Raw genomic sequence first — 24,793 nt, 5'->3', positions numbered from 1 at the left:
CTTAGTCACCCAGATATTGAATGGTGATGTGGTAGTTAAAGACATGCTGTTGGATGCTGATCGGCTCGCGTTTGCCTTTGCGCTGCAGATAGACAATCTCGGTCACCAGCGTGCCGCTGGCGTTGCGCAGCTCGCGGCGATCGCCTTTATCCGCAAGCGTCCAGCCCTTCGGCAGCTGCGGCAGCCAGGCGCCGATCGGCCAGTGGCTGAGCATCACGTCGGCCAGTACCTGACTGGCGGGCGGCAGTTGCGGCACGATAATCGACTGCTCGGTGTGAATACCGGTCTTGTCATAGGTGGCGAGAAACAGGCGGATCCCCACCGACGACAGCCCGGCCAGCGTGATTTTATCCGCGTCGGCGTTGAGCATCACCAGCAGCGATTGCGTCTGGCCGTTGAAGCTGCCGGTCAGCAATTGCTGAGAATTGACCGCCGGAGAAATCCCCGGCGCAGGCAGCGTCACTTTGGTACCCGGCTGCAGCCAGGCCTGCGGGCGCGTGCCGTCACTGTTTTGCGTGGAGTGGCTACAGCCTGCCAGCAGCAGAGTCGCCATCAGGGCGAGCGCGCGGCCAAACGGGATCATCATCGTTTTCTCTCTCTTTTAGCTGGCATCGCCAGCGGAGCCAGCAGGAAGGCGGTGAAAATACCGCTGACCAGCACAATGCCGAAGCTGCTGATCGCCTGCGTGGCGCTAAAGACCAACATGCCGAGGGTCAGTAACGTGGTCATCATCGCCAGCGTAATCGCCAGCATGGAAGTAAGCGGTGTACCGCGCGGATTGCTGAAGAAGAGGGTGTAATTAATGCCAATCCCCAGCACCAGCACGAGGGCCAGCAGCGAAAACAGATTCACCGGATGGCCGGTTACCGCCAGCGCTGCCAGACCACAGCCCAGCGACAGCACCGATGGCTCCAGGCTTATCAGCCCCTTGCGCCAGCCGAGACGCACCATCGCCCCGCAGGCGATCACCGCCAGCGCGACCAGCAGCAGGCCCGTCAGCACGTTGCGGTACAAGGAAAACAGGCTGTCGAAGCTCGCTTTGCGATCCACCCACGCCACACCCGGATGCGCTGCCGCCAGTTGACTCAGCGCCGCGCTGTTTTTCACGCCGTCGACCGGCACCAGCACGCCGCTGTGGCCGTCGGGCAGCGTCAGCCACAGCAGACGCCAGCCTTCACTCGCCGGGCTGGCGAGCCAGGCGTCTGTGGTCACAGGCATGGCGTTCAGATCGGGTGATACGCTCGTCAGCCCCGCGTCTTGTAAGACTTTCGTCACTGCCGGCGCGGCCTTGTGCAGCAAGGCCAAATCGCTTTTCTGTCGCGTCAGCGAGTTCAGGGGAAGGGTGCGGAACGCTTTTATTTCACCGGCTTTTTGCACCTGCGCCAGCGCAGGGGTGAAGGCTTCCAGCCGCTCCAGCGTTTGCTGGGCGGAATCACCGTAGACCACAAACCATTTCTGATCGACGCTCTGCCCGGTGAGGGCGGTAATGGTTTTTTCCTGCGCCAGAATCGCTTTCGGCAGAGCCTGGAGCTGGGCGATATCGTCATCCACCCGCAGGCTGGCGATCCCGACCACGGAGAGCACGGCCAGCACGACTGGCAGCCCAACGGAGAGCGCCTTGTTGCGCCGCCAGGCGGCCAGCCAGCGCAGCATCAGCACCATCGCTGGCACCGGGCGAACAGGCAGCCCACGGCACAGCCACGGATGCCAGAAAATCACTGTCAGGCAGGAGGCGCTCAGCCCCACGGCGGCAAACACCGCCATCTGACGAATGCCAGGGAATGGGGCAAGCATCATGATGAAGTAAGCCGCCACGGTGGTCAGCAGGGCCAGCAGCAGGGCGTTACGCACTTTCGCCAGGCTTTGCCACGGCGAATCCTGCGCGCCGTGGACCATCCGTTCGGTCAGGTAATAGAGCGTGTAATCCGCTGAAATCCCGATGATGCTCATGCTCATCACCAGCGTCATCAGATGCAATTCGCCAAAGATTGTCAGCGTGGCGACGGTTCCGGCCAGCGCGCCGATGCCGATGGAAATCAGGCATAACAGCAGCGGGCGCAGGGAGCGGAACACCGCCACAATCAGCAAAATCACCCCCAGAAGGGTGGCGACGCCGAGAGTCGAAATATCCTGTTTTGCCTGCTGGCTGGCGTAGTCGCTGTAAAACACGGTGCCGCGCGATAACAGCTGAGCCTGCGGGAAAGCCGTTTTAAGCTCAGTTTCCAGACCCTGCAGCGTTGTCAACAGACGGTGCGTTTGCTGCATATCAAACGACTCCCCCGCCAGCTCGCCGTGCAGCAGATACCAGTAGTTTCCGGCGGCGTCCTGGGTCACCAGCCAGCCGTCCATCAGCCGCAGTTTTTGGCTGTTTTGCGCCAGCGCCAGCTGCGAACCGCGCATCAGCATCAGCGGGTCGTTTTGCAGCTCTTTGCCGCTGACGCCGGAGAAGGCCGAGTACAGCTGAGATAAGATCCACTGGGCCTGTGCCTCACCGCCGTTTTGCAGGCGGGCGCGGGTGGCGCTGTCGAGCAGGCCGTTACGGTGCTGCCAGAAAAATTCGCCCCAGGCTTTTTGGCTGTTGGCATCCATCGGGCCTTTGACCTGGCTGAGAGCGTCCGATTTTTGCAGCAGGGTTAACCACCGTTGAGCCACGCGCGGGTCCGGCGTTTTACCGGGGCTGACCAGCCACACCAGCTGACGGTCCAGACGCTGCATAAATCCGTCGTTGAGCGCAGGCGGGATCCCCCCGAGCGTCTGCTTGGGCAGCATCGCCAGCACGCTGCTGTTGAGTCGCGCGCCGGGCAGGAGCGACAGCAGGACGCCCAGCAGAACCAGGCATACCACACCCCAGAGCAGCGCCGGACGCAGGGGGTTACGGTGCGGCAAAGCGTTGGCGTTCGTCATGAGTCAGGCTGGCGGGCGTCAGTTGATGGCGGGAAAGGACGATATCCGTGCGGTCGCCCTGCTTGTCGTTGAGCTGGATCGACTCCAGATAGGTCGCGCCACCCAGATTCATAGTGGCGAAAATCTTGTCCAGCGGCGTGGTGATCGGTGTGAGCACCAGCGACCAGCGGCCCGCGCCGAGATCCTTAAAATCTATGCGGAAGTTCTCTTCCAGCACGTGGCGGTCGGCCTGGAACAGGGCGCGTAGCAGATGGTTAAACTGGAACATCTGCGGGTTGTTCTCGGCGGTGATCGTCTGCGGCGGCTGGCCGTTGATCGCCTGCACCATGCGTTTGTCGTCCAGCAGCAGGGTCATCGGGAACGGGGCTTTCTGATCCCACAGCAGACCGTCGTCGCGGGCGATCAGCATTTCGCCCTGCGAGCGCAACGGCTGCGGCAGGTCTTTGATGGTGCGGGTCTGCTCGAAATGCGCACGCACCACGGGCTGCTCGGTAAAGCGCTGCTGCAGTTCATCGAGCGTAACCGCGCTGACCAGCGGGCTGACCAGCAGCGCCAGCAGGGGCAACCATTTCATGGCGTAACTCCCATTCGTTCAAACAAAATCGCCGGGCTGACAAAACACAACTCCTGGCTGCTCTCTTCCACGGCCACCTGGATGGTGTACCCGGTGGTGGTTCGCTTTCCGGTTTCGGCGTCGAAAATCTGGTAGGCGATACGCAGGCGGTTTTCAAACTCTTCGATCTGCGCCCGGACGCGGATGCGCTGTTCGAATTTCACCGCATCGCGGTACTTCACCCGCGTATCGACCACCGGCCAGACGTAGCCGGATTCTTTCATCTGCCGATAGCCATAATTAAACTGGTTGAGTAGCGCCTCGCGGGCGATCTCAAAGTAGCGGAAATAGTTACCGTGCCAGACCACGCCCATCATATCCACGTCGTGGAAAGGGACGGTCAGCTCGACGTCAGTCGTAAAACGGGGATCGGTCAGCACCCTTTACTCCTTCTCTTTGGCATCCGGCAGATGCCAGAAATCGAAAAAATTAAACCAGTCGAGCGGCGACATGAGCGCGTAATGCTCGAGGCGTTGTGCATAGCGATCAACGGTCTGCTGCAACGCCTGTTGGCGCTCGCCGCGCGGCAGTAGCAGCGGATCGGCAAAGGTTTCGCAGTGAATGTGCAGCTTCTCCTGCTGGCGCAGCGCGAAAATCAGCTCCACCGGGCAGCGCAGAATAGAGGCGAGAATAAACGGCCCCTGCGGGAACGGAGCCTGTTTTCCCATAAATTCGCTCCAGATCACGCGCCACTCGCCGCCGCGCTGAGGATTGACGGCGATACGATCGCCGACGATCGCCACCCATTCACCGCGATCGAGCTTCTCTTTCAGGGCGATGGCGGTCTCCGGCCCGATATCGGTGACGGGCATCAGGTTCAGCCCGGCCTGCGGGGCCATCTCCTGCATGATCTGTTTAAAGCGTTGGGCGTTATCGCTGAATACCAGCGCGTTGATGGTTTTGCTGCCGTCGAGTTGCGCCAGCGCGCGGCAGGCTTCGACATCGCCGAGATGCGAGGCCAGCAGCAGCTTGCCCTGCGGGGCGTCAACGTTCAGCGCTTCGCGCGCGCCGGGCGCAAAGACCACATCCCGGTTGATCTTCAGCTCGCCGCGCCAGCCCGCGACTTTATCCAGCATCGAATTGCCGAAGCGCATAAAGTGGAAAAAGCTATTACAGCGCGGCGGCAGCGGGCGGTTTTGTGCGTGAAGCACGTCAGCCACGCGCGCCAGCCACTGCTGCGACGCCTGTCGCGCCGGGCGAGCGATCAGCCAGTAAACGCCGATCACCGGCCACAGCAGCAGACTGAAGGCGCGGCGTCCAAAAAGCTGCCAGACGCGCAGCATCAGGCGCATGCCCCACAGCCCTTTTACTTCCTGCTGCTCGGCCCAGTGCTCGCGACGGCGACGCAGCAGAAGCGAAGGAATACGCGGCAGCATGCCGAAGAACAGGCGGGTGTGCATCAGGGATATGCGGACGTTGTCTTTCAGGGCATCGAAATGGGACAGGCCATCGTGGGGATAGGTCACCCGCGTCGGCACAAAATAGCTGGTGTTGCCCTGCCAGTAGAGGCGGACCATCACTTCCGTATCAAAATCCATCCGCTTGCCGAGGGTGGCGTGTTCTGCCAGTTTCAGCGTGGGGGCCACGGGATAGACGCGGAACCCGCACATGCTGTCTTTCAGCTGCAGCGACAGGGTTTCGATCCACACCCAGATGTGGGTGATCCAGCGGCCATAGAGGCGCGAGCGGGGGATCGAATCATCATAAATGGGCTGGCCGGAGATCAGCGCATCCGGGTGGCTTTCGGCCAGCGCTAACAGCTGCGGAATATCTTCAATGGCGTGCTGTCCGTCGGCATCCACCTGCACCGCGTGGGTAAACCCTGCGCGGGAAGCCGCCTCCAGCCCACGGATGACCGCCGTGCCTTTGCCGGCATTTTCCGGCAGCCGGATAAGTGTGACCTGCGGATAGGCACCCGCCAGGCGTTCCAGCTCCAGGCGTGTCTGATCGTCACTGCCGTCATCGACGATCAGGCATGGCAGCGCGCACGATTCCAGCCGCGACAGCACGCTCGCCATCATCGCGCCGTGGTTGTAGCAGGGGATCAGCACGCAGGGGCGGAACGTCAGCGACATAACCGGATCTTCCCGCTGCTGGCGGTGTGGCGCGCGTCGCCGTCGTGACGCTGATAGCTAAAGGTGAGGATCTGGCGTTCGGCATTCCAGTTGAGCGTCAGCGTGATGGTGGCATCCGGCAGCAGCGGCGCCTGAAACTTCACATTCTGAATGCTGTGAAAACGGTATTCCGGAGCCAGCAGCGTGGTGGCGTAGTGCATCACCCAGTCGAGCTGTGCGACGCCCGGCAGCAGCGGCTGTACGGCAAAATGGCCCTGGAACCAGAACAGCATCGGGTCGAGATGCAGGACAATCTCAAGATTCTGTGGCTGCGACTGGTGGCGCTCGATTTCATGGATTTTCATGAAATAACTCCTGTAACTGCGCATAGACACGCTTATTCATGCTGTTGACGGGCATCTCATCGATGATCCGCCAGTAGCGCGGCACGGCGACCGGCTCAAGCCACGGCAGCAGGGCGCGGCGCCAGGCAAACTCCTGCGCTTTATTGCCCTGCTGATGCAGACGCTGACGCGCGTCGTCGTTGAGCACCAGCAGTACGCCGATACCCTGGCGACCCCCGCGTGTGACGGGCAGGGCGGCGACTTCGCGAATGCCGTCCAGCGTCAGCAGACGCTGCTCAATTTCATTGAGCGAAACGCGCTTCTCTTCGATTTTGACCACCCGGCCACGGCGACCGGCGATGCTGAACGTCCCGTTATCCTCAAAGTGCAGGATATCGTCGAGCGGTAGGCCTTCGGCCTCGTGTATCAGCGGAGAGGTGACATGGCAGGTCTCCCCTTCGTGACGGAAATGCACGCCGGGGAACGGAAGCCACGGAATCGACGCCTCCTGACGATGCCGCCAGGCCAGAATGCCGGTCTCAGTGCTGCCGTAAATTTCATCCGGCCAGACGTTCATCCAGCGATGCGTGGCGGTGACATCATCCCACGGCAGCATACCGCCCGCAGAGAGCAGCATCGCCACGGGCGGCGGCGCAAGCTGAGTGTCGAGACGCTTCAGAAACGCCGGACTGCTGATAAATACGTAGCGCCGGTCATGGGGCAGCGCCGCCAGCTGTTCGGCGTAGTAGAGCATTGCCGCGTGCAGCGGCAGTCCCTGGGACAGGGGTAAAAAGATGCGGAACGTCAGGCCGTACAAGTGCTGCGGCACAACGGAGGCGACAATACTGCACCCCGTCAGCCTCTCGCCAAAACGGTCGGCCAGCAGGCTGGCTTCGCGATCGAGGCGGGCGACAGGTTTTATGATGCGCCGCGGTGCGCCGGTCGAGCCGGAGGTGAACAGCTCAACAAAACTGTCTTCGTTAATCGGCGGCAGCGGCGTGAAGGCGTCTGCGCTGCGACGGGCTGAATTCACTACGATCAGGCGGCCCTGATAGCTCAGGGTTTGATCGCTCAGCACGCCGCTGAACAGTGCGCGCTGCTCTTCGAGCAGCGACACGCGGCTGTGACCGGGGATCACCGGCGTTTTTCCCGCATGCAGCGTCGAGAGCAGGGCGACGATAAACAGGTAGCTGTTTTCAAAGCACAGCGCCCAGCGCTCGCCCTCCTGCTGACGGAGCATGTTGGTCAGGGAGGAGACGTCGTGGCGGAGCTGCCCGAGTGTCCAGGTGTGATCGTCAAGCCAGGCGATCGGCGTATCATCCGGGCGCGGCGCGTTCAGCCACTGCCCCAGAGGAAGGGGTTTAGTCATGTGCTTCACTTTTTTTAATCACCCGTTGACGCACCAGCCACTCCGTCGCCATGAGCGTCCCCATCAGGATGTACGCGATCATGCCGTTCCACAGCGTCCAGAGCTGCATATCGCCGTGGATGACGGTAAACAGCGCCACCGAACCGTTCACAATGAAAAACCCGCACCACACGCGGGTGACATTGCGGGTGTAGCGAACGCCTTCCGGCGGCAGTTGGGGATCGCGCAAACGCGCCAGCCGTTCGACCAGCGGAATTGCCGTCCACAGAGAACCGCCAAACACGGCCAGCATCACGAGATTCACCACCACGGGATAGAGCAGCAGCCACTGGTGCGCTTGCAGCAGATAGCTCGCCGTGCAGAGGGCGATGCCCGCCAGCGCCACGCTTTGCACCACAAAGCGCATCGGCCCGGCGTTATGCCGCGCCTGACGCAGGCGACAGACCAGCAGCATCGCCATCAGCGGCAGCAGCCAGTGCAGGCTGTTGTGCGTCAGCCCAAAGCCAATCAGAAATGGCCAGGCGAGCAGCATCAGCCCCGTCAGCAGCGGGATGGCCGGAAAAGATCGTCCGCCACGCATGGCGTCTTACTCTTCGCGCAGAAGCTGTTCTACAGCGTCCACCACGTCCTGAACGGTACGCACCGATTTGAAGGTTTCAGGTTTGATTTTTTTGCCTGTTTTCTTCTGCAGATGAACAATCATGTCGACGGCGTCGATGCTGTCCAGCTCCAGATCTTCGTACAGGCGCGCCTCGGGAGAGATCGCGTCCGGTTCGATTTCAAACAGTTTGGTCAGGAGTCCGCAGACTTCCTGATAAATGGCATTTTGTTCTGTCATAGCAAATTCGTTCTCAGGCGCGTTGGGCATGGATAAATGATGCCAGCGTGGCGACGGAATAGAAGTGCTGACGCATCTCTTCGCTTTCCGCAGAGAGCACAACCCCGTACTGGTTTTTCACTGCCAGGCCAAGCTCCAGCGCGTCGATGGAATCGAGGCCCAGGCCATCACCAAACAGCGCCGCATCCGTTTCGATATCGTCGGCGGTAAGTTCGTCCAGATTCAGCGTAGAGATAATAAGATTTTTAATTTCAAGATAAAGCGCTTGCATCATTAATTCCTGACAAAGATTGAAGGCCTGATGTTAAGCGATGCTGCAGATGCCGGTTCAGCTGGCGCGCTGCCAGAGCCGGTTCTTGTTCTGTTGCATCGTAAAAATCATGAATATTGACCCGTTCACGGACATCAACCGTGAAGAAGGGCTTGCGCGGCGGTACGTCGTACCAGCGGCTGTTTTTATCGAGCAGGTGCTCGCTGCAGTGGATCACCACCACCCGCAGATCGCTGCCGCAGCGCACGGCGATATTGGCCGCACCGCGTTGCAGCGTCATCGCTTCCCCGACGCGGGTGCGTGTGCCTTCGGGGAAAATCAGTAAGGTATCGCCCTGTGCCAGACGTCGCTGGCTGGCGGCGAGCAGGGTATCTGCTTCACTGTTGATCAGATAATCCGCTGCCCGAATCACGCCGCTGACGAAGGGGTTACGCAGCAGGGCGCTTTTCACCAGGCAGTCGGTTTCTGGCATGACTGAGGCGAGGATTACGTAATCAATCAGCGTCGGATGGTTGGCGATGACAAGGCAACCGCGCTCGCTGCGCAGGGTCTCAAGGTTATCAATGCGGTAATCCAGCACGCCCGTCAGGCGCATGACGTTCATGAAGAAACGAAAGCTGGCGGCGATACTGCGGCGTGCCAGCCGACGGCGTTTGACGCGATCGCGCTGAACAATCAGCAGGAGATTAAACCAGACCAGCGACAGCAGCAGCCCGCCCACGCCAAACAGCGCGAAGCAGAATCCGGTCATGATCAGACGCCATAGCCGATTAAGAGTGCTGGCTAACGCGTTCATGCGCGGGACCACTGCCACAGCAGGCGTTCACCGGAAACCACAAACTGCGGCTCGCCAGTAAGATAACGTTGCAGGAACATCAGGCTTTGCGGCAACGGCGGCTCTTCGCCGAGGCTGCCAGAACGGGTTTCGCAGCGCAGCGCATCACCGGCTTCGATGACTAACGCCATCGCATACGGCCAGGTGGGCATGTGCGCGGGTAAATGAGGGTGGTAAAACACCGGCAGTGAACCGTCGAAATCGACCAGCAGAACGCGGGCGTAACCCGCCTGCAGCATGCACAGCACTTCACATAAGCCCTGCTGGAAGGTGTCCAGCCCGGCGGAGAGGGAAGAGGAGACAATCGGCTGGCGCGCGGCGATAGTGAGATTACCCACGGAAGAGTTGTGCACAGACATGGCGAAATCGGTGGGCGACACGGCCTGATCCGTCGCCAGGGCATGTAGAATGCGGTAGTTGCGCTCCAGCTCGCCGTGACGGCTGGTGTAGACCACGGCGTCGATGGCGTGCTTGCGCAGCATCGACAGCCCGCAATCGACGGCCAGCTTGCTGCCAGAGTTGAGGCGACGCGCGGTCATCATCGGCAAATCAGTGAGTTTTGCCTGTGGCGCAGTGGGATCAATGGCGAGCGAATCGCGTGACCACGCCTGCCATTGTTCGGCATCACTGAGACCCGGCGCTCTGGCCTGCCAGTCGATAATGTTAAGTGCAAATTTCATCTACGCGCGTCCGCGATCTATCGTCATTAAATAACGGCGTCAGCCGTCAGGTATTTCACTGAATTTATTGTTCGTTTTGCTGACAAATCAGTAAGGTATGCCCTAACCCTAAATTGTCCAGTCGTTGCTCTACGTGGAAACCCGCCTGCTCCAGGTAGTGATAAAATTTCTCGGCGCTATAAAAGCGACTATTGCCATTCGCCATGCAGGTGAAATAGAGCGAGGTCGCGTTCAGGCTGAACGAGGCCGCTTCGAATTTCTGGGCATCCCAGAACAGCTCCATAATGCATAACCGTGCGCCCGGCTTCATGACCTGAGCCACGTTTCCCAGCATGGTGACAATCTGATCGGGAGAGAAGCAGTCGAGGAACTGGCTCATCCACCACACGTCAGCTTCGCCCGGCAGTGCCGCGTTGCTAAGCATATCGACAGCATGGAACCCAATGCGATGAGATAATCCTGCAATTGCGATATTTTCCTGCGCCAGCGCTATTTGCTGCGGGAGGTCGAGGATCGTAATGGCGACATTTTCATCATAGCGGCAACAGCGTAAAGCCCATTTACCGGTATTTCCGCCTACATCGTACAATTTTGTCGGCTTGCTTGCGAATATATATGGCAAAGCGGCATCAAAAGCGGCGTCAGAATAGTAATGATCAAACGCAAACCAACTCTCTTTCGCCTGCGCCGGTAATTGCGACAATGCAGGATAGATAGTCGGCCATTCGCCAAATACCGATAATCCCGCGGGTTTTTCCTGTTTAAGGGAATCGGAGAGGTGGAATAAACCCTGATAACAAACGTCCTGGGTAAAATCCATATTTACGCGGGTCATGGTGTCATGCAGAAGAAAATGGCCTATTTTTGCCAGGTAGTACAGACCTTCTTTATGGGTAACGATCCGTCCGCTTAATCCCATATCCAGCAGGACGCTCACTGCATATTCATTCAGTGTGCTGTTTTCAACAATCTCATCCAGGCATGCACCCTGTTTTCCCTGTTTATCCAGCCAGGCTAAAACGCCAGAGTTACGCAGACAGAGCGCGGTTTGAAACAACATCGGAGCAAAAGCGATACGTTGTGCTTCTGTAATGGCATCCAGCGCACTGAGCGAATCCGTTTCGTACATTATTGCGTAACCTTTAACTGGTCAGAGAAATACGTTATCGGGCCGATAGCGGCCCGACTTTAAACAAATTTACTGCGCGGCGCTTCTGGCGAGATTCAGCTGAATATCTTTGTCGAGATTGCGAACCCAACGGTTGTAATTTTTATGAATCTTACCGTCGCTGGCTTTCAGGTTCAGGCTATTTTCGTAATTAATTGAATAGCTTGTGGCCGTGTACGGGATGCGCACTTCGGCGCTATGGTCGCGTGCCTGCAGGCGGCCTTTGATCACACCCGGGCTGACTTCGGTCATAATCCAGTCGCGCTGAAGACCGGCTTTCAGAATCGCCGACTTAACCTGCTCCGCAGAATGGCCCGCGCTGACAGTAGAATGAACCTGATCAACCGGGGCAGTACGCGCACAGCCTGCCAGCGCACCCATAATGGCAAACGCAGCACACCATTTCACAATCTTCTTCATCAACAACTCCGTATCAATAATAGTGATTTCGTCCGCGATATTCACGCAATATAATCCTTAAGATAAATTGAAACCATTGCGATAAATATCATTCTTGCGTTATTTATTTTTTTTCATTGCCAATTTAACTTTAATTAACGCGATAGCAATGTAGACATCGATTTTGTTATCGGCTTTGCTAAGAGAATATTCACTTAAATATAACAATTATGCCGATTTAAAAAAATCGGCATAGAGTGTATAGACCTGATGAGAAACGTAAACCTACCCCGGTTGGTAGGTTTACGCTAAAAACGTTATCCGGGGAGTCGGCTTTTCGGACGTCCTGGTCCGAGAAGAATCGCCAGTTTCCCGCCGCCTTTCGTGGTCTCCATCCATATTTTACAGACGCTGGTCAGCGGCACCGAAAGGAGCATTCCCACGGGGCCAAGTAGCCATCCCCATATTAATAATGACAAAAAGACCACCATTGTCGACATGCCCAGACGATGGCCCATCATGCGCGGCTCGACGATATTCCCGAGCACCATATGCACCGCCAGAAATAGCGCGCCCACCAGCATACATTCGTAAAAGCCGTTGAACAGAAACGCCTGAATCATCGGCGGCACGGCAGAGAGCACCGCGCCGATGTTAGGCACGTAGTTGAGCAGAAACGCCAGCACGCCCCACATAAGCGCGAACTGCACGCCCATCAGCGCCAGCCCCAGCCAGACTATCGCCCCGGTCCACAGGCTCAGCAGCGTTTTCAGCGCCAGATAGTGTGAAACACCCTTCAGCGCGCGGTGCAGCCCGGCGATGTGGATTTGCGGATTGTTCAGGGCGAAGCGCAGTTTGTACGGTACGTGGCGCACTTCGAACAGCATAAATACCACTGTCATCACCAGCAGTAAAATGCTGGCCATCGCGCCAGAAAGCCCGGTCATCAGGGTGGTGGCGAAGGTCATGACTTTTTCGGAGTCCATGCGTCTCAGCATGCGTTCAGGGGAGATGTGCAAATTGAGGAACGGCAGCATCTGCTGCAGATCGACAATCTTGCGCGTCAGCTCTTTATTGTATTTCGGCAGCAGGGTGGAGAACTCACTCAGCGACGCCGCCAGCACGCCAAACAGCGCGGTCAGCACGATGAGCATCACAATGACTACGATGGTGATGGCAAGCGGGCGCCGCACGCCACGTCGAATAAACCAGGTAACTAACGGATTAAGAACAATGGCAAAAAAAAGCGCCAGCAACAGCTGGACGATAATATCCGCCGCCGCGTGAATGCCAGCGAGAATTACCACCAGACAGGCGAGTTTTAATAAAATGTGGAGGCCCGTCTTGTCGGGCTGGGGGGTTGTCATGCTGATTCCTTTTGTTGTGTGCCCGTTAAGTGTAGCGCCTGGAGACCGCTGCGTTTGACGCCGTTAATCTGAAAGTCACTGCTGCTTTTCGCCCCCTGACGTGGTAATAGTGAAACACTGTTGCAAAATTCCAGGTAGAACCTCATGCCCGTACCTGCCGCCGAACCGGCGCTGAGCGGATTACGCCTCAATCTGCGCATTGTTTCTGTTGTCATGTTTAACTTCGCCAGTTATCTCACCATTGGGCTGCCGCTGGCGGTTTTGCCCGGTTACGTCCATGACGTGATGGGATTTAGCGCCTTCTGGGCGGGGCTGGTGATTAGCCTCCAGTATTTCGCCACGCTGTTAAGTCGCCCGCAGTCGGGGCGCTACGCGGATCTGTTTGGCCCGAAAAGTATTGTCGTGGTGGGGTTGTGCGGCTGTTTCCTCAGTGGTCTGAGCTATCTGCTGGCGGCGACCACCAGCGGCTGGCCGATGGTTAGCCTGGCGCTGCTGTGTCTTGGGCGTGTGATTCTGGGCATCGGGCAAAGTCTGGCGGGCACCGGCTCGACCCTGTGGGGCGTAGGCGTTGTCGGCACGCCGCATATCGGGCGCGTGATTTCATGGAACGGGATTGTCACCTACGGCGCGATGGCTCTCGGTGCGCCGCTTGGCGTGGTGTGTTACGCGTGGGGCGGGCTGCACGGGCTGGCCATCACCATTATGGTGGTGGCGATGATTGCGATTTTACTGGCGCTGCCGCGTCCGAAAGTGAAAGCCAACAAAGGTAAACCGCTGCCGTTTCGCGCGGTGCTCGGACGCGTCTGGCCTTACGGCATGGCGCTGGCGCTGGCCTCCGCCGGTTTCGGTGTGATCGCCACCTTCATCACCCTCTTTTACGATGCCAAAGGCTGGGACGGCGCAGCGTTCGCCCTGACGTTGTTTAGCTGTGCCTTCGTTGGCACGCGGTTACTCTTCCCGAACGGCATCAACCGCCTCGGCGGGCTGAACGTGGCCATGATCTGCTTTGCCGTGGAGATTGTTGGCCTGCTGCTGACAGGCATTGCCAGCGAGCCGTGGGTGGCGAAAATCGGCGTGTTCCTTGCGGGCGCGGGCTTCTCGCTGGTCTTCCCGGCGCTGGGCGTGGTGGCGGTGAAAGCCGTGCCACAGCAAAACCAGGGCTCTGCACTGGCGACCTATACGGTATTTATGGATATGTCCTTGGGCGTGACCGGGCCACTGGCCGGGCTGCTGATGGCATGGGCGGGCGTTCCGATGATCTATCTGGCGGCGGCGGGGCTGGTGGGCGTGGCGCTATTGTTGACCTGGCGCCTAAAAAAACGGCCCCCGGCGCAAGCGACGGAGGCCGTTGAATCGTGATGAAAATTATTTGATCACGACGGTATTAATGATGTTTTCCGCAGCGGTTTGTGCTTTCTGCTGATCGTCAGCAGGCAGGGTGATTTGCATGGTCAGCAGTTTGCCGTCCACTTTACCCAGCACCACGGAGGAGTAAGCGGTCTGGCCTTTGGCAGAGATAATGCTGTCCAGCTGTTGCAGGGTGTGGCCTTTCAGTTCGATGGACTTATTGGTCACGACCTGCAGCTGCGGATCGCGGCTACGCTGTTGATCTTCCAGACGCTTGGTCAGCACGGCCAGGTCTTCGCTGGTGTCGTCACCGACAATCACGATCACCGCTTTCTGCCCGGTGGCGTCTGAATAGACGTGCATGTTGTTCGCCTGGGTACCCAGCTTGCCGCTCTGATCGGTCATATCCGCCGGCAGAGAGAAACTGAGTTTGCCATCCATCAAATTCACCGGTTGTCCGGTGGCGTTACTTTCAGCAGACGCGCCCTGAGCAGGGGTCTTCGTATCGCTGTTATCACAGGCCGCAAGACCCACAACCAGCAGGCCAATCCCGACATATTTAACCAGATTGCGCATTGACTTCTTCCTTTCGATAAACGGCCATAACGGCTCATTTGTCCATCTTATCACAACTGATAAAGCGAACCTTTAACCAGCCTGTAATGCAGACATTTCGGATTTATCCGCCAGCCTTTTCAGCAGCATATTCAGCAGCACGCCGTACATCGGCAGGAAGAACACAATGCTGATCAGCACTTTGAAGCAGTAGTCCACCAGCGCGATTTCCATCCAGTGGGCGGCCATAAAGGCATCCGGGCTGCGCCAGAAGGCGATAAAGAAGAAGGCGAGGGTATCGCTGACGTTGCCAAACAGCGTGGACGCCGTCGGTGCCATCCACCAGCGGTGGTTTTGTCGCAGGCGGTTAAAGACGTGGACGTCGAGGATCTGCCCCAGCGCATAGGCCATAAAGCTGGCGGCGGCGATACGGGCGACAAACAGATTGAAGTGCGTCAGCGCTTCAAAGCCCTGCCAGCTTCCCATATAGAACAGGGATGAGATGACGTAGGAGATGAACAGCGCGGGCAGCATCACCGCAAAAATAATGCGTCGGGCCAGCGGCGCGCCGAAGATGCGCACGGTCAAATCTGTCGCAAGGAAGATAAACGGGAAACTGAACGCGCCCCAGGTGGTATGGAAACCAAAAATGGAGATGGGCAGCTGCACCAGATAGTTACTGGAGGTGATCACCAGCAGATGAAATAGCGATAGCCAGAACAACGCTTTTACGCGCTGCGATTGAGAGAACTGCGTCATATTGTGACCTTTTTATGATTTGGGGTGAGGGAACCCAATAAAAACCTACCGGGGTAGGGTTTAAAGCCGCCGCATAATACTGCTTTTGGAGGGTATTGCAATGGCTAATTTTCGCGCAATCGTTAACCTGGTTTGCTTTGCCGAAAACGCGGCGTAAACTACAGCCGTTTTTGATGTGAACGAGAAGATGATGACCAACCTGTTTTCCAGCCCTGACCATACGCTTGATGCACAAGGCCTCCGTTGCCCGGAGCCGGTAATGATGGTGCGCAAAACCGTGCGCAACATGCAGACCGGCGAGACGCTGCTGATCATTGCTGACGATCCTGCCACCACCCGCGATATTCCGGGCTTTTGTACCTTTATGGAACACGAGCTGGTGGCGCAAGAGACGCAATCGCTGCCGTACCGGTATCTGCTGCGCAAAGGATAATCGCGGTTGCCGGGTGGCGACGACGCTTTACCAGGCCTACAACATTATCGCCTTTGCCCGGCGGTTATGACTTCCGCCGTAACAACCGCAGGGCGTTGGCTGTCACCAGCACCGTCGCCCCCGTATCCGCCAGCACCGCCAGCCACAGACCTGTTATCCCCAGCAGCGTTGTCACCAGGAAGATCCCCTTCAGCCCCAGCGCAATCGTAATGTTCTGACGAATATTGGCGCGGGTGGCGCGCGCCAGGGATATCATCTGCGCAAGCCCGGTCAGACGGTTATGGGTAAGCGCCGCATCGGCGGTTTCCAGCGCCACGTCGGTGCCGCTGCCCATCGCAATCCCAATCGTTGCGGCTTTCATCGCCGGGGCGTCGTTAATCCCGTCGCCGACCATTGCCAGCGGTGCCTGAGCGTTCAGCCCGGTAACAGCCTGCACTTTATCTGCTGGCAACAATCCTGCCCGGTATTCCAGATCAAGCTCACTGGCAATCGCTGCCGCTGCACGTGGGTTATCGCCGGTCAAAATCACACCCTGAATACCGAGCTTATGCAGTGCCGCCACGGCCTCTTTGGCATCGTCACGCAGGGTATCGCGCAGGGCCAGAACCCCTTTCGCCACGCCGTCGACAACGACGATCACCACCGTCTGCCCGGCCTGTTCCAGCTCGCGGATCTGCGGGCTAAATGCGTCAGCGGGGAATTTATCGGCGGCACAGATCAGCACCTGGCGCCCTTCGACCACCGCTTCGATCCCTGACCCCATTAGCGCGCGCTGCGCACTGGCTGCGGGGATAGTCAGCCCGCGCGACTGGGCCTCACGCACAATCGCCTGCGCCAGTGGATGGGTCGATCCCTGCTCGACGGCGGCGGCCAGTGACAGCAGTGCGTCGTCGGCAGGATAAATTCCGGTAACCTGCGGTTTGCCAACCGTCAGGGTTCCGGTTTTATCGAAGGCGATCTGCTGAACCTGGCTGAGCTGCTCCAGCGCGGCACCGCCTTTAATCAGCGCTCCACGTCGCGCGGCTGCCGCCAGCCCTGAGGTAATGGCCGCAGGTGTTGAGATCACCAGCGCACACGGACAGCCGATCAGCAGCAGCGTCAGCCCTTTATAAATCCAGGCCTCCCACGGGGCGCTGAACAGCAGCGGCGGAACCACCGCCACCAGCAGGGCAATCAGCATAATCACCGGTGTGTAAATGCGGCTGAAGCGATCGATAAAGCGCTCGACGGGCGCGCGGCGCTCTTCGGCTTCTTCGATAAGCTTCAGAATCCGGTCAATGGCGCTGTCGCCCGGTTCGGACAGTACCGTGAGCTGCACCAGACGGTCCACGCTGGTGGCCCCGGCAGGGACTTTCTCGCCCGTCTCACGTTCGACAGGAATTGATTCCCCGGTCAGGGCGCTTTCATCGAAACTGGCGTTTGCGGTGATGAGCGTACCGTCCGCAGGCAGACGGCCACCGGCAGCCACTTCCATTACATCGCCGGGGCGAAGTGCAGTGATGGCGACAGTTTTTCGTTCTCCGTCGACCACGACCATTGCCGTTTCCGGTTTCAACGCCATTAACGCGCTGACCCCTTTGCGTGCGCGGCTCGCCGCCCAGCCTTCAAGGCGTTCGCCAATCAGGAACAGCAGCAGGACCATCGCCGCTTCTGCCGTCGCACCAATAAACAGCGCGCCAATCGCCGCGACGCTCATCAGTGTTTCAATGGCGAACCAGCTGCCGCTTTTCATCAGGCGCAGGGCCTGACGGGCAATCGGGAACAGGCCGACCAGGGTCGTTGCGATAAACGCCAGATTGCCGAACGGATGATTAAAGTGTTCCAGCGTCCAGCTCAGCGCCATCATGATGATCAGCGTGATGAGCGGCAGATTTTCCCGCAGGGGAGAGGTTTTTTCGGCAGGCGTCTGCTCGCTGCGCAGGGAATAGCCCGCGCGGGTGACGGCCGCTTCGACTTGCGCACTGACATCTTTTTCAGCGCTGATGAGCAGCTTTTCGGTCGCGAACAGCACCTGAACGTGGTTAACGCCAGCCACCTGTTTGACGGCGTTTTCGACTTTGCGCGCGCAGGCGGCGCAGTCCATCCCGTTGACGATCCAGGTGTAGCGCTCGCCGTTTTCAGGCAGCACGGGTGCCGTCTGGGTTTCGCATCCGCTGTCGCAGCAGCAGTCGTCTTTCGCAGGCGCGGGGCTGAGTTTCAGCGCCGAGAATTGCGGCACTTTTTTCGGTGTTTCTGGAGTCGACATGGCACTCTCCGGTAATGATAATTTTCTCATTAACCGCAGCATACACTCTGGAGTCGACTCCAGAGTCAAGCACTATTAAATATACAGCGAGCGGACTATCAGGAAATGCCCGGCGAAGTAGCAGGCGGCGGCGATAGCGTTATCCGCGCGGAAGCGACGGCGGTAGTGACTTCCCAGCCAGACAATATTCCCAATCAGCAGCAGGGCGGCACCGAAGAACGCCGACATTGCAGGTGACGTTGGGCGGAAGAACCACAGTTCACCGGCCAGCCAGACCATCACCAGCGTCATGGCGATAAAGGTACAGACCGGCCAGCGCATCTCTTCCAGCCGTGTCCAGATCACCGCCACCAGCAGCGCGCCCATGACCAGTAAGATCAGCGGCAGCGGCCAGAAGAAGGAGAGGGTCATCTGGCTGGCGAAGTAGATGGTATAGAGCAGATGGGAAAGGAAAAATGCCCCGATGGCATACAGCAAACGCTGGCGCGGCAGCAGGGTAAGCGCGTCACCAATCAGCGAGGCGCACAGACCCGCGAGTACCAGATAGCTCACGGCGTTGAACATCGGCGCCTGCCAGGCGAGCAGCAGCAGGAGCAGCAGGGTCACCGGTTTAAACAGCCAGCGCTGCCACGTTGGACCGCGATACGACGCATCGACATAAAGCCATGCGGAAAAACAGACAGCGATAAATGACCAAAGCATATTAACTCCCTGTATCTGTTATTTTTGAATCATACATTCTGATTCAGTGTAGTGACGCGAGCAGGCGTTTGGCAATGCCGGATAAGCCGCGGTATCCTGATTTCCGCATAATCTGATGGGATTCAACAATGAGCAAAATGCCGCTTTTCTTCGTGGTGGTGGTGGCCATCATCGTCATCGCCGCTTCGTTTCGCTTTGTGCAGCAGCGCCGCGAAAAAGCCGATAATGACGCCGCGCCGCTCTTACAAAAACGGGTGGTGGTGAGCAATAAGCGCGAGAAAGCGCTTAATGAGCGCCGTTCCCGGCAGCAACAGGTGACGCCAGCAGGGGCATTAATGCGCTATGAGGCGAGCTTTAAACCGCAGAGCGGTGGGCTGGAGATGACGTTTCGTCTCGACGAGAAGCAGTACCATCAGCTGACGGTGGGGGATCGCGGGCTGTTGAGCTATAAGGGATCGCGGTTTGAAGGGTTTGCGGTCGAGCCGTAACTCGCCGAGTGGCCCGGTCTACAAAAGCTGTACACCGGGCTGCATATGACTTATTTCTTCGCCTGTGCTTTAAACTTTTTCATCCACACCAGCAGCTCGAACACGCCGAAAATAAAGACGCGCAGTTGCTGCCAGCCGGTCATCGGCGGCCCGTCTTTCGGCAGACCGTTTTTCAGCATCACCATCTGCAGGGCGTGCATAAAGGCGGTGAAAATCAGCGCCACGTTGACGAAAATGTTCATCGGACGTGGGAACGGGTGGACGAGGTTCAGGAGCAGAAACGCCCAGACGCCCAACATCAGCAAACGGCCAAGATTAATCAGAACTGGCATCAGGCTCTCCTTCTACTTCACGGTGATACAAACGATAGGCGACCTGCCCTGCGACCTGTTCGCGGTGCAGATCCCAGTGAACGGGAACCGGCGGAAGGCCATTTTCCACTTCACTTTCGACATAAATAAGCGCGTCATCCGCCAGCCAGCCGTTGTTTTCCAGCAGCGTCAGCGTCTCTTCCAGTAGCCCCTTGCGGAACGGCGGGTCGATAAATACCACGTCGTGCGGCGTGCCCTTTTGCGCGAGGAACGACAGAGTATTGGTATTCACCACGTTGCCGTTGGTTGCTTTGAGGGTCGCCAGATTTTGCTGCAACTGCTGCGCAACGCCGCGCTCCATCTCCAGCAGGGTAGCGCTTGCGGCATAACGCGACAGCGCTTCAAGGCCGAGCGCGCCGCTTCCGGCAAAACAGTCCAGGCAGCGGGCGTCAACCATCGACGGAGCCAGCCAGTTAAATAGCGTCTCGCGGACGCGATCGGTTGTCGGGCGCAGCCCAGGGCTGTCGGGCACAGGCAGTTTGCGGCCTCGCCACTGGCCGCCAATAATGCGAATTTGTCCGGCCGGGCGGTTCGTTTTCTTCATTTCAGGAAAGCTCTGCTAACAATTGGCCTGCGATTCCAGGCGGTGATGTTAATTAGGTAAAGTGTTAGACTATTTCATCATTTTTATAGCTTCCATGTATATAGCACCGCGAGGAGTGTCGTCGCAGATGGCAAAACAAAAAAAACGTGGCTTCTTTTCCTGGCTGGGCTTCGGCGAAAAAGAGCAAGAAACAGAACAGAAAATCGAAGAACAGCAAGCGGTTGAAGAGCAGTCACAGCCCGAAACGCCTGTTGAAACCGCTGCGGTTGTAGAAGCGGAAGAGCCCGCGCACAGCAAAGAAGAGATCGACTCCTTCGCTGAAGACGTGGTTGAGGTGACCGAACAGATTCAGGAGATCGAGAAACCGGAGCCGGTAATTGTTCCTCAGGCGGTCGAGGTTGTCGTTGAGCCGGTTGTCGAAGAAGCGCCTCAGGCCGTGATTGAGCACGAAGAGCTGCCGCTGCCGGAAGAGGTCAAAGCCGAAGCGATCGCGCCAGAAGAGTGGCAGGCGGAAGCGGAAACCGTAGAGATCGTTGAAGCCGTTGAAGAAGAGGCGGAAAACGAGCCTGAAATCACCGATGAAGAGCTGGAAGCCCAGGCGCTGGCCGCCGAAGCCGCAGAAGAAGCGGTGATCGTGGTGCCGGTCGAAGAGACGGAAGAAGAGGCCCCGGCGGAAGAGATCGTTCAGGAGCAGGAAAAACCGACCAAAGAAGGTTTCTTCGCGCGTCTGAAACGCAGCCTGGTCAGAACCAAAGAAAACCTCGGTTCCGGATTTATCAGTCTGTTCCGTGGCAAAAAAATCGACGATGATCTGTTTGAAGAGCTGGAAGAGCAGCTGCTGATTGCCGATGTTGGCGTGGAAACCACGCGCAAAATTATCGCGAAACTGACGGAAAGCGCGAGCCGTAAACAGCTGCGTGATGCCGAGGCGCTGTACGGCCTGCTGAAAGACGAGATGGGCGAAATTCTCGCAAAAGTTGACGAACCGCTTAATATTGAAGGCAAAACGCCCTTTGTTATTCTGATGGTGGGCGTTAACGGCGTCGGGAAAACCACCACCATCGGTAAGCTGGCGCGTCAGTTTGAGCAGCAGGGCAAATCGGTGATGCTGGCGGCGGGCGATACCTTCCGTGCAGCGGCCGTCGAGCAGCTGCAGGTCTGGGGTCAGCGCAACAACATTCCGGTGGTTGCGCAGCACACTGGCGCAGATTCTGCGTCCGTGATTTTCGATGCCATCCAGGCGGCGAAAGCGCGAAATATCGATGTACTGATTGCGGATACCGCAGGGCGTTTGCAGAATAAATCGCACCTGATGGAAGAGCTGAAGAAAATCGTTCGCGTGATGAAGAAGCTGGACGAAGACGCGCCGCATGAAATTATGCTGACCATTGATGCCAGCACCGGACAGAACGCCATCAGCCAGGCGAAGCTGTTTGATGAAGCGGTCGGGCTGACCGGGATTACGCTGACCAAACTGGACGGCACCGCCAAGGGGGGAGTGATCTTCTCCGTGGCGGATCAGTTCGGCATCCCAATCCGTTACATCGGTGTCGGCGAACGTATCGAGGATTTGCGTCCGTTTAAATCGGACGACTTTATTGAGGCACTATTTGCCCGAGAGGATTAACAATGATTCGCTTTGAACACGTCAGCAAGGCCTATCTCGGTGGGAGACAAGCGTTGCAGGGGGTGACATTCCACCTGCAACCGGGCGAGATGGCATTCCTGACCGGCCACTCCGGCGCGGGGAAAAGTACCCTGCTCAAGCTTATCTGTGGGATCGAGCGGCCAAGCGCCGGGAACATCTTTTTTAGCGGGCATGATATCAGCCGCCTGAAAAACCGTGAGGTGCCGTTTCTGCGTCGTCAGATCGGCATGATTTTCCAGGATCACCACCTGCTGATGGATCGCACCGTTTTTGATAACGTGGCGATCCCGCTGATCATTGCGGGTGCCAGCTATGACGATATCCGCCGTCGCGTTTCGGCGGCGCTGGATAAAGTCGGGCTGCTGGACAAAGCGAAGAACTTCCCGATTCAGCTTTCCGGCGGTGAACAGCAGCGCGTGGGTATTGCCCGTGCGGTGGTGAACAAACCCGCCGTCCTGCTGGCGGATGAACCGACCGGTAACCTGGACGATGCGCTCTCGGAAGGGATCCTGCGGCTGTTTGAGGAATTTAACCGCGTTGGGGTAACAGTCCTGATGGCGACGCACGACATTGGGCTGATTTCCCGTCGTTCGTACCGCATGCTGACCCTGAGCGAAGGTCATTTGCACGGAGGCCACGTTGAATAAGCGCGACGCAATAAACCAGATTCGGCAGTTTGGTAACCGATTCGACCGCTTCCGCAAGCCGCAGGGCGGCGGAGAGGGTAACCGTAACACGCCAAAGCGTGCGAAAGCGGCGCCGAAGCCAAACTCTCGCAAGACCAACGTCTTTAACGAACAGGTGCGCTACGCCTTCCACGGCGCGGTGCAGGATCTGAAAAGCAAACCGCTGGCGACGTTCCTGACGGTGATGGTAATCGCCATCTCCCTGACGCTGCCGAGCGTCTGCTATATGGTCTACAAAAACGTCAATGAGGCGGCTTCGCAGTACTATCCGTCTCCGCAGATCACGGTGTATCTGGATAAGGCGCTGGATGACAGCGCCGCCGCACAGGTGGTGGGGCAACTCCAGGCGGAGCAGGGCGTCGAAAAGGTGAACTACCTGTCGCGCGACGAAGCGCTGGGCGAGTTCCGCAACTGGTCCGGATTTGGCGGCGCGCTGGATATGCTCGAAGAGAACCCGCTGCCCGCCGTGGCAGTGGTTATTCCGAAACTGGACTTCCAGGGCACGGATTCGCTGAACACCCTGCGCGATCGCATCACCCGTATCAACGGCATTGATGAAGTGCGTATGGACGACAGCTGGTTTGCGCGTTTGGCCTCCCTGACGGGGCTGGTAGGGCGCGTGGCGGCAATGATTGGCGTGCTGATGGTGGCGGCGGTCTTCCTCGTCATCGGTAACAGCGTGCGTCTGAGCATCTTCGCCCGTCGCGATACGATTAACGTGCAGAAACTGATAGGTGCGACGGATGGATTCATCCTGCGCCCGTTCCTGTATGGCGGCGCATTGCTCGGTTTTTCCGGCGCATTTCTTTCACTGATTCTGTCAGAAATTTTGGTGATGCGGCTCTCTTCTGCCGTCACCGAAGTGGCGCAGGTTTTCGGAACTAAGTTTGATATCAGTGGCTTATCCTTCGATGAGTGCCTGTTATTACTGCTGGTGTGCTCGATGATTGGCTGGGTGGCCGCCTGGCTTGCCACCGTACAACATTTACGTCACTTTACCCCGCAGTAAAAAATCTCTGGTATAATCTTTCCCTGCAATGAGTACTTCACTCTGCAGGGAAAGAGTCCCTGTTGGCTCTCCCCCGCAATCAGTTGTCCATGTCACAATTTGTGCGTAATTTATTCACAGCATTACATGGAACTTGTGGATAAAATCACGGTCTGATAAAAATGTGAATGTTAGTCTCACTGCTCAAATGCTTTGGCATGCTTGTTGCCTGATGGGGACAAACAAACGCCAGAAGACACTAAATTGAGAGGAATGAATGACCAAAGAAATGCAAACTTTAGCTTTAGCCCCTGTTGGTAACCTGGAATCTTATATCCGGGCTGCGAACACCTGGCCGATGTTGACGGCTGAGGAAGAAAAGGAGCTTGCTGAAAAGCTGCATTACCAGGGCGATCTGGAAGCAGCTAAGACGCTGATCCTGTCTCACCTGCGCTTTGTTGTTCACGTTGCTCGTAATTACTCGGGTTACGGTCTGCCGCAGGCGGACTTGATTCAGGAAGGTAACATCGGTCTGATGAAGGCTGTACGTCGCTTCAACCCGGAAGTGGGTGTGCGACTGGTCTCCTTCGCCGTTCACTGGATCAAAGCGGAAATTCACGAATACGTGCTGCGTAACTGGCGTATTGTGAAAGTCGCTACGACCAAAGCACAGCGCAAACTGTTCTTCAACCTGCGTAAAGCCAAGCAGCGTCTGGGCTGGTTCAATCAGGATGAAGTCGAAATGGTGGCGCGTGAGCTGGGCGTTTCCAGCAAAGATGTGCGTGAGATGGAATCCCGTATGGCCGCTCAGGACATGACATTCGATATGTCTTCTGACGACGATGCGCAGGATAGCCAGCCGATGGCACCGGTTCTGTATCTGCAGGATAAAACCTCTAACTTTGCCGACGGCATCGAAGAGGATAACTGGGAAGATCAGGCCGCGAACAAACTCACCCACGCGATGGAAGGTCTCGACGAGCGTAGCCAGGCGATTATCCGCGCCCGCTGGCTGGACGAAGACAACAAGTCCACCCTGCAGGAGCTGGCCGACCGCTACGGCGTCTCAGCAGAGCGTGTGCGTCAGCTTGAAAAGAACGCCATGAAAAAACTTCGCGCCGCTATCGAAGCGTAATTCCCGCGAAGTTCCCCGATAACCCCTGGATGAAAATCTGGGGGTTTTGT

At 57.8% G+C, this 24,793-nt stretch carries 28 protein-coding genes; 7 read left to right on the top strand and 21 right to left on the bottom strand.

Annotated elements, in window-relative coordinates:
- Position 1: 1 nt before the first annotated feature.
- The 15 genes from ACB496_RS21020 to ACB496_RS20950 all read right to left on the bottom strand — a co-directional run bounded on the left by ACB496_RS21020 (position 2) and on the right by ACB496_RS20950 (position 12,842).
- Complete coding sequence (locus ACB496_RS21020; protein ID WP_100778529.1) at positions 2-583, bottom strand: DUF3261 domain-containing protein; 582 nt, start codon at positions 581-583, stop codon at positions 2-4.
- Positions 583-2,904 (bottom strand): MMPL family transporter, encoded by a 2,322-nt coding sequence (locus tag ACB496_RS21015; protein ID WP_371973636.1) that lies wholly within the window; start codon positions 2,902-2,904, stop codon positions 583-585. Before ACB496_RS21015 ends, ACB496_RS21020 begins: the two co-directional genes overlap by 1 nt.
- Positions 2,873-3,478, bottom strand: coding sequence for an outer membrane lipoprotein carrier protein LolA (locus tag ACB496_RS21010; protein ID WP_107702683.1), 606 nt, complete (start codon positions 3,476-3,478; stop codon positions 2,873-2,875). The genes ACB496_RS21015 and ACB496_RS21010 overlap by 32 nt, the downstream gene beginning before the upstream one ends.
- On the bottom strand, positions 3,475-3,897 hold the full coding sequence (locus ACB496_RS21005) for an acyl-CoA thioesterase (protein WP_102105299.1): 423 nt from the start codon (positions 3,895-3,897) through the stop codon (positions 3,475-3,477). The genes ACB496_RS21010 and ACB496_RS21005 overlap by 4 nt, the downstream gene beginning before the upstream one ends.
- A gap of 3 nt (positions 3,898-3,900) precedes the next feature.
- A complete protein-coding gene (locus tag ACB496_RS21000) occupies positions 3,901-5,592 on the bottom strand; it encodes a glycosyltransferase (RefSeq protein ID WP_371973633.1) in 1,692 nt (563 codons plus the stop codon).
- Positions 5,583-5,936, bottom strand: coding sequence for a hydroxymyristoyl-ACP dehydratase (locus ACB496_RS20995; protein WP_371973631.1), 354 nt, complete (start codon positions 5,934-5,936; stop codon positions 5,583-5,585). Before ACB496_RS20995 ends, ACB496_RS21000 begins: the two co-directional genes overlap by 10 nt.
- The gene (locus ACB496_RS20990; protein WP_371973629.1) at positions 5,923-7,284 is read right to left on the bottom strand and encodes an AMP-dependent synthetase; all 1,362 of its coding nucleotides are present in this window, start codon (positions 7,282-7,284) and stop codon (positions 5,923-5,925) included. The genes ACB496_RS20995 and ACB496_RS20990 overlap by 14 nt, the downstream gene beginning before the upstream one ends.
- On the bottom strand, positions 7,277-7,864 hold the full coding sequence (locus ACB496_RS20985) for a hypothetical protein (RefSeq protein ID WP_371973627.1): 588 nt from the start codon (positions 7,862-7,864) through the stop codon (positions 7,277-7,279). Before ACB496_RS20985 ends, ACB496_RS20990 begins: the two co-directional genes overlap by 8 nt.
- A 6-nt stretch (positions 7,865-7,870) precedes the next feature.
- Positions 7,871-8,122 carry an acyl carrier protein gene (locus tag ACB496_RS20980; protein ID WP_100780796.1) on the bottom strand — a complete coding sequence of 84 codons (252 nt, stop codon included), beginning with the start codon at positions 8,120-8,122 and terminating at the stop codon, positions 7,871-7,873.
- A gap of 13 nt (positions 8,123-8,135) precedes the next feature.
- Positions 8,136-8,393: a phosphopantetheine-binding protein gene (locus ACB496_RS20975; protein ID WP_100778537.1), complete on the bottom strand. Its 258-nt coding sequence runs from the start codon at positions 8,391-8,393 to the stop codon at positions 8,136-8,138.
- Complete coding sequence (locus ACB496_RS20970; protein ID WP_371973625.1) at positions 8,374-9,189, bottom strand: lysophospholipid acyltransferase family protein; 816 nt, start codon at positions 9,187-9,189, stop codon at positions 8,374-8,376. The genes ACB496_RS20975 and ACB496_RS20970 overlap by 20 nt, the downstream gene beginning before the upstream one ends.
- Positions 9,186-9,908, bottom strand: coding sequence for a beta-ketoacyl synthase chain length factor (locus ACB496_RS20965; protein ID WP_102105304.1), 723 nt, complete (start codon positions 9,906-9,908; stop codon positions 9,186-9,188). The genes ACB496_RS20970 and ACB496_RS20965 overlap by 4 nt, the downstream gene beginning before the upstream one ends.
- A 64-nt stretch (positions 9,909-9,972) precedes the next feature.
- Positions 9,973-11,037 carry a methyltransferase gene (locus ACB496_RS20960; protein ID WP_371973623.1) on the bottom strand — a complete coding sequence of 355 codons (1,065 nt, stop codon included), beginning with the start codon at positions 11,035-11,037 and terminating at the stop codon, positions 9,973-9,975.
- A gap of 69 nt (positions 11,038-11,106) precedes the next feature.
- A complete protein-coding gene (locus tag ACB496_RS20955) occupies positions 11,107-11,496 on the bottom strand; it encodes a hypothetical protein (protein ID WP_100780797.1) in 390 nt (129 codons plus the stop codon).
- 296 nt (positions 11,497-11,792) lie between these two features.
- The gene (locus ACB496_RS20950; RefSeq protein WP_100778541.1) at positions 11,793-12,842 is read right to left on the bottom strand and encodes an AI-2E family transporter; all 1,050 of its coding nucleotides are present in this window, start codon (positions 12,840-12,842) and stop codon (positions 11,793-11,795) included.
- A 144-nt stretch (positions 12,843-12,986) separates the two neighbouring features.
- On the opposite strand from ACB496_RS20950, the gene ACB496_RS20945 reads away from it, so the two are divergent.
- Positions 12,987-14,201: an MFS transporter gene (locus ACB496_RS20945; RefSeq protein ID WP_371973620.1), complete on the top strand. Its 1,215-nt coding sequence runs from the start codon at positions 12,987-12,989 to the stop codon at positions 14,199-14,201.
- A 6-nt stretch (positions 14,202-14,207) separates the two neighbouring features.
- Here ACB496_RS20945 and ACB496_RS20940 read toward each other — a convergent pair whose 3' ends face one another.
- Both ACB496_RS20940 and ACB496_RS20935 read right to left on the bottom strand, forming a co-directional pair.
- Complete coding sequence (locus ACB496_RS20940; RefSeq protein WP_100778543.1) at positions 14,208-14,765, bottom strand: DcrB family lipoprotein; 558 nt, start codon at positions 14,763-14,765, stop codon at positions 14,208-14,210.
- Positions 14,766-14,837: 72 nt separating this feature from the next.
- Positions 14,838-15,503, bottom strand: a complete 666-nt coding sequence (locus tag ACB496_RS20935; RefSeq protein WP_100778544.1) for a 7-cyano-7-deazaguanine/7-aminomethyl-7-deazaguanine transporter — start codon at positions 15,501-15,503, stop codon at positions 14,838-14,840.
- A gap of 190 nt (positions 15,504-15,693) precedes the next feature.
- Here ACB496_RS20935 and tusA point away from each other — a divergent pair, with 190 nt between their 5' ends.
- Positions 15,694-15,936, top strand: coding sequence for a sulfurtransferase TusA (gene tusA / locus ACB496_RS20930; RefSeq protein WP_100778545.1), 243 nt, complete (start codon positions 15,694-15,696; stop codon positions 15,934-15,936).
- Between the two features lie 64 nt (positions 15,937-16,000).
- Here tusA and zntA read toward each other — a convergent pair whose 3' ends face one another.
- The gene (gene zntA / locus ACB496_RS20925) at positions 16,001-18,181 is read right to left on the bottom strand and encodes a Zn(II)/Cd(II)/Pb(II) translocating P-type ATPase ZntA (protein ID WP_371973618.1); all 2,181 of its coding nucleotides are present in this window, start codon (positions 18,179-18,181) and stop codon (positions 16,001-16,003) included.
- A 75-nt stretch (positions 18,182-18,256) separates the two neighbouring features.
- A complete protein-coding gene (locus ACB496_RS20920) occupies positions 18,257-18,883 on the bottom strand; it encodes a lysoplasmalogenase (RefSeq protein WP_100778547.1) in 627 nt (208 codons plus the stop codon).
- A gap of 128 nt (positions 18,884-19,011) precedes the next feature.
- Between ACB496_RS20920 and ACB496_RS20915 the strand changes: the two genes are divergently transcribed.
- Positions 19,012-19,371 carry a DUF2500 domain-containing protein gene (locus ACB496_RS20915; protein WP_102105308.1) on the top strand — a complete coding sequence of 120 codons (360 nt, stop codon included), beginning with the start codon at positions 19,012-19,014 and terminating at the stop codon, positions 19,369-19,371.
- 50 nt (positions 19,372-19,421) lie between these two features.
- Here the strand turns inward: ACB496_RS20915 and ACB496_RS20910 are convergent, their stop codons facing one another.
- Entirely contained in the window at positions 19,422-19,703 is a 282-nt protein-coding gene (locus tag ACB496_RS20910; RefSeq protein WP_100778549.1) for a DUF1145 family protein, read from the bottom strand.
- The gene (rsmD, locus tag ACB496_RS20905; protein ID WP_100778550.1) at positions 19,687-20,286 is read right to left on the bottom strand and encodes a 16S rRNA (guanine(966)-N(2))-methyltransferase; all 600 of its coding nucleotides are present in this window, start codon (positions 20,284-20,286) and stop codon (positions 19,687-19,689) included. Before rsmD ends, ACB496_RS20910 begins: the two co-directional genes overlap by 17 nt.
- Positions 20,287-20,413: 127 nt before the next feature.
- Between rsmD and ftsY the strand changes: the two genes are divergently transcribed.
- From ftsY to rpoH, 4 genes are all read left to right on the top strand, one after another.
- A complete protein-coding gene (ftsY, locus tag ACB496_RS20900) occupies positions 20,414-21,913 on the top strand; it encodes a signal recognition particle-docking protein FtsY (RefSeq protein WP_371973614.1) in 1,500 nt (499 codons plus the stop codon).
- 2 nt (positions 21,914-21,915) lie between these two features.
- Positions 21,916-22,581, top strand: a complete 666-nt coding sequence (ftsE, locus tag ACB496_RS20895) for a cell division ATP-binding protein FtsE (RefSeq protein WP_100778552.1) — start codon at positions 21,916-21,918, stop codon at positions 22,579-22,581.
- The gene (gene ftsX, locus ACB496_RS20890; protein ID WP_100778553.1) at positions 22,574-23,629 is read left to right on the top strand and encodes a permease-like cell division protein FtsX; all 1,056 of its coding nucleotides are present in this window, start codon (positions 22,574-22,576) and stop codon (positions 23,627-23,629) included. Before ftsE ends, ftsX begins: the two co-directional genes overlap by 8 nt.
- Before the next feature lie 256 nt (positions 23,630-23,885).
- On the top strand, positions 23,886-24,743 hold the full coding sequence (gene rpoH / locus ACB496_RS20885; RefSeq protein ID WP_059180334.1) for an RNA polymerase sigma factor RpoH: 858 nt from the start codon (positions 23,886-23,888) through the stop codon (positions 24,741-24,743).
- Positions 24,744-24,793 lie beyond the last annotated feature (50 nt).

Source organism: Lelliottia nimipressuralis, from assembly GCF_041464075.1.
In the GTDB taxonomy this organism is placed as follows: Bacteria; Pseudomonadota; Gammaproteobacteria; order Enterobacterales; family Enterobacteriaceae; genus Enterobacter; species Enterobacter nimipressuralis.
Note: the sequence above shows the minus strand (reverse complement) of the source record. Positions and strands in the feature narration are given on the sequence as shown.

Bases quoted from the DNA above. Each gene is read 5' to 3' on its own strand.
- ACB496_RS20970 (WP_371973625.1), bottom strand. From the start codon at position 9,189: ATGAACGCGTTAGCCAGCACTCTTAATCGGCTATGGCGTCTGATCATG.
- ACB496_RS21010 (WP_107702683.1), bottom strand. From the start codon at position 3,478: ATGAAATGGTTGCCCCTGCTGGCGCTGCTGGTCAGCCCGCTGGTCAGC.
- rpoH (WP_059180334.1), top strand. From the start codon at position 23,886: ATGACCAAAGAAATGCAAACTTTAGCTTTAGCCCCTGTTGGTAACCTG.
- ACB496_RS20960 (WP_371973623.1), bottom strand. From the start codon at position 11,037: ATGTACGAAACGGATTCGCTCAGTGCGCTGGATGCCATTACAGAAGCA.
- ACB496_RS20955 (WP_100780797.1), bottom strand. From the start codon at position 11,496: ATGAAGAAGATTGTGAAATGGTGTGCTGCGTTTGCCATTATGGGTGCG.
- ACB496_RS21020 (WP_100778529.1), bottom strand. From the start codon at position 583: ATGATCCCGTTTGGCCGCGCGCTCGCCCTGATGGCGACTCTGCTGCTG.
- ACB496_RS20920 (WP_100778547.1), bottom strand. From the start codon at position 18,883: ATGCTTTGGTCATTTATCGCTGTCTGTTTTTCCGCATGGCTTTATGTC.
- ACB496_RS20950 (WP_100778541.1), bottom strand. From the start codon at position 12,842: ATGACAACCCCCCAGCCCGACAAGACGGGCCTCCACATTTTATTAAAA.
- ACB496_RS20915 (WP_102105308.1), top strand. From the start codon at position 19,012: ATGAGCAAAATGCCGCTTTTCTTCGTGGTGGTGGTGGCCATCATCGTC.
- ACB496_RS20985 (WP_371973627.1), bottom strand. From the start codon at position 7,864: ATGCGTGGCGGACGATCTTTTCCGGCCATCCCGCTGCTGACGGGGCTG.
- ACB496_RS20980 (WP_100780796.1), bottom strand. From the start codon at position 8,122: ATGACAGAACAAAATGCCATTTATCAGGAAGTCTGCGGACTCCTGACC.
- ftsE (WP_100778552.1), top strand. From the start codon at position 21,916: ATGATTCGCTTTGAACACGTCAGCAAGGCCTATCTCGGTGGGAGACAA.
- ACB496_RS20975 (WP_100778537.1), bottom strand. From the start codon at position 8,393: ATGCAAGCGCTTTATCTTGAAATTAAAAATCTTATTATCTCTACGCTG.
- tusA (WP_100778545.1), top strand. From the start codon at position 15,694: ATGACCAACCTGTTTTCCAGCCCTGACCATACGCTTGATGCACAAGGC.
- ACB496_RS20935 (WP_100778544.1), bottom strand. From the start codon at position 15,503: ATGACGCAGTTCTCTCAATCGCAGCGCGTAAAAGCGTTGTTCTGGCTA.
- ACB496_RS21015 (WP_371973636.1), bottom strand. From the start codon at position 2,904: ATGACGAACGCCAACGCTTTGCCGCACCGTAACCCCCTGCGTCCGGCG.
- ACB496_RS20990 (WP_371973629.1), bottom strand. From the start codon at position 7,284: ATGACTAAACCCCTTCCTCTGGGGCAGTGGCTGAACGCGCCGCGCCCG.
- rsmD (WP_100778550.1), bottom strand. From the start codon at position 20,286: ATGAAGAAAACGAACCGCCCGGCCGGACAAATTCGCATTATTGGCGGC.
- ACB496_RS20945 (WP_371973620.1), top strand. From the start codon at position 12,987: ATGCCCGTACCTGCCGCCGAACCGGCGCTGAGCGGATTACGCCTCAAT.
- ACB496_RS20995 (WP_371973631.1), bottom strand. From the start codon at position 5,936: ATGAAAATCCATGAAATCGAGCGCCACCAGTCGCAGCCACAGAATCTT.
- ACB496_RS20940 (WP_100778543.1), bottom strand. From the start codon at position 14,765: ATGCGCAATCTGGTTAAATATGTCGGGATTGGCCTGCTGGTTGTGGGT.
- ftsY (WP_371973614.1), top strand. From the start codon at position 20,414: ATGGCAAAACAAAAAAAACGTGGCTTCTTTTCCTGGCTGGGCTTCGGC.
- zntA (WP_371973618.1), bottom strand. From the start codon at position 18,181: ATGTCGACTCCAGAAACACCGAAAAAAGTGCCGCAATTCTCGGCGCTG.
- ACB496_RS20965 (WP_102105304.1), bottom strand. From the start codon at position 9,908: ATGAAATTTGCACTTAACATTATCGACTGGCAGGCCAGAGCGCCGGGT.
- ACB496_RS21000 (WP_371973633.1), bottom strand. From the start codon at position 5,592: ATGTCGCTGACGTTCCGCCCCTGCGTGCTGATCCCCTGCTACAACCAC.
- ACB496_RS20910 (WP_100778549.1), bottom strand. From the start codon at position 19,703: ATGCCAGTTCTGATTAATCTTGGCCGTTTGCTGATGTTGGGCGTCTGG.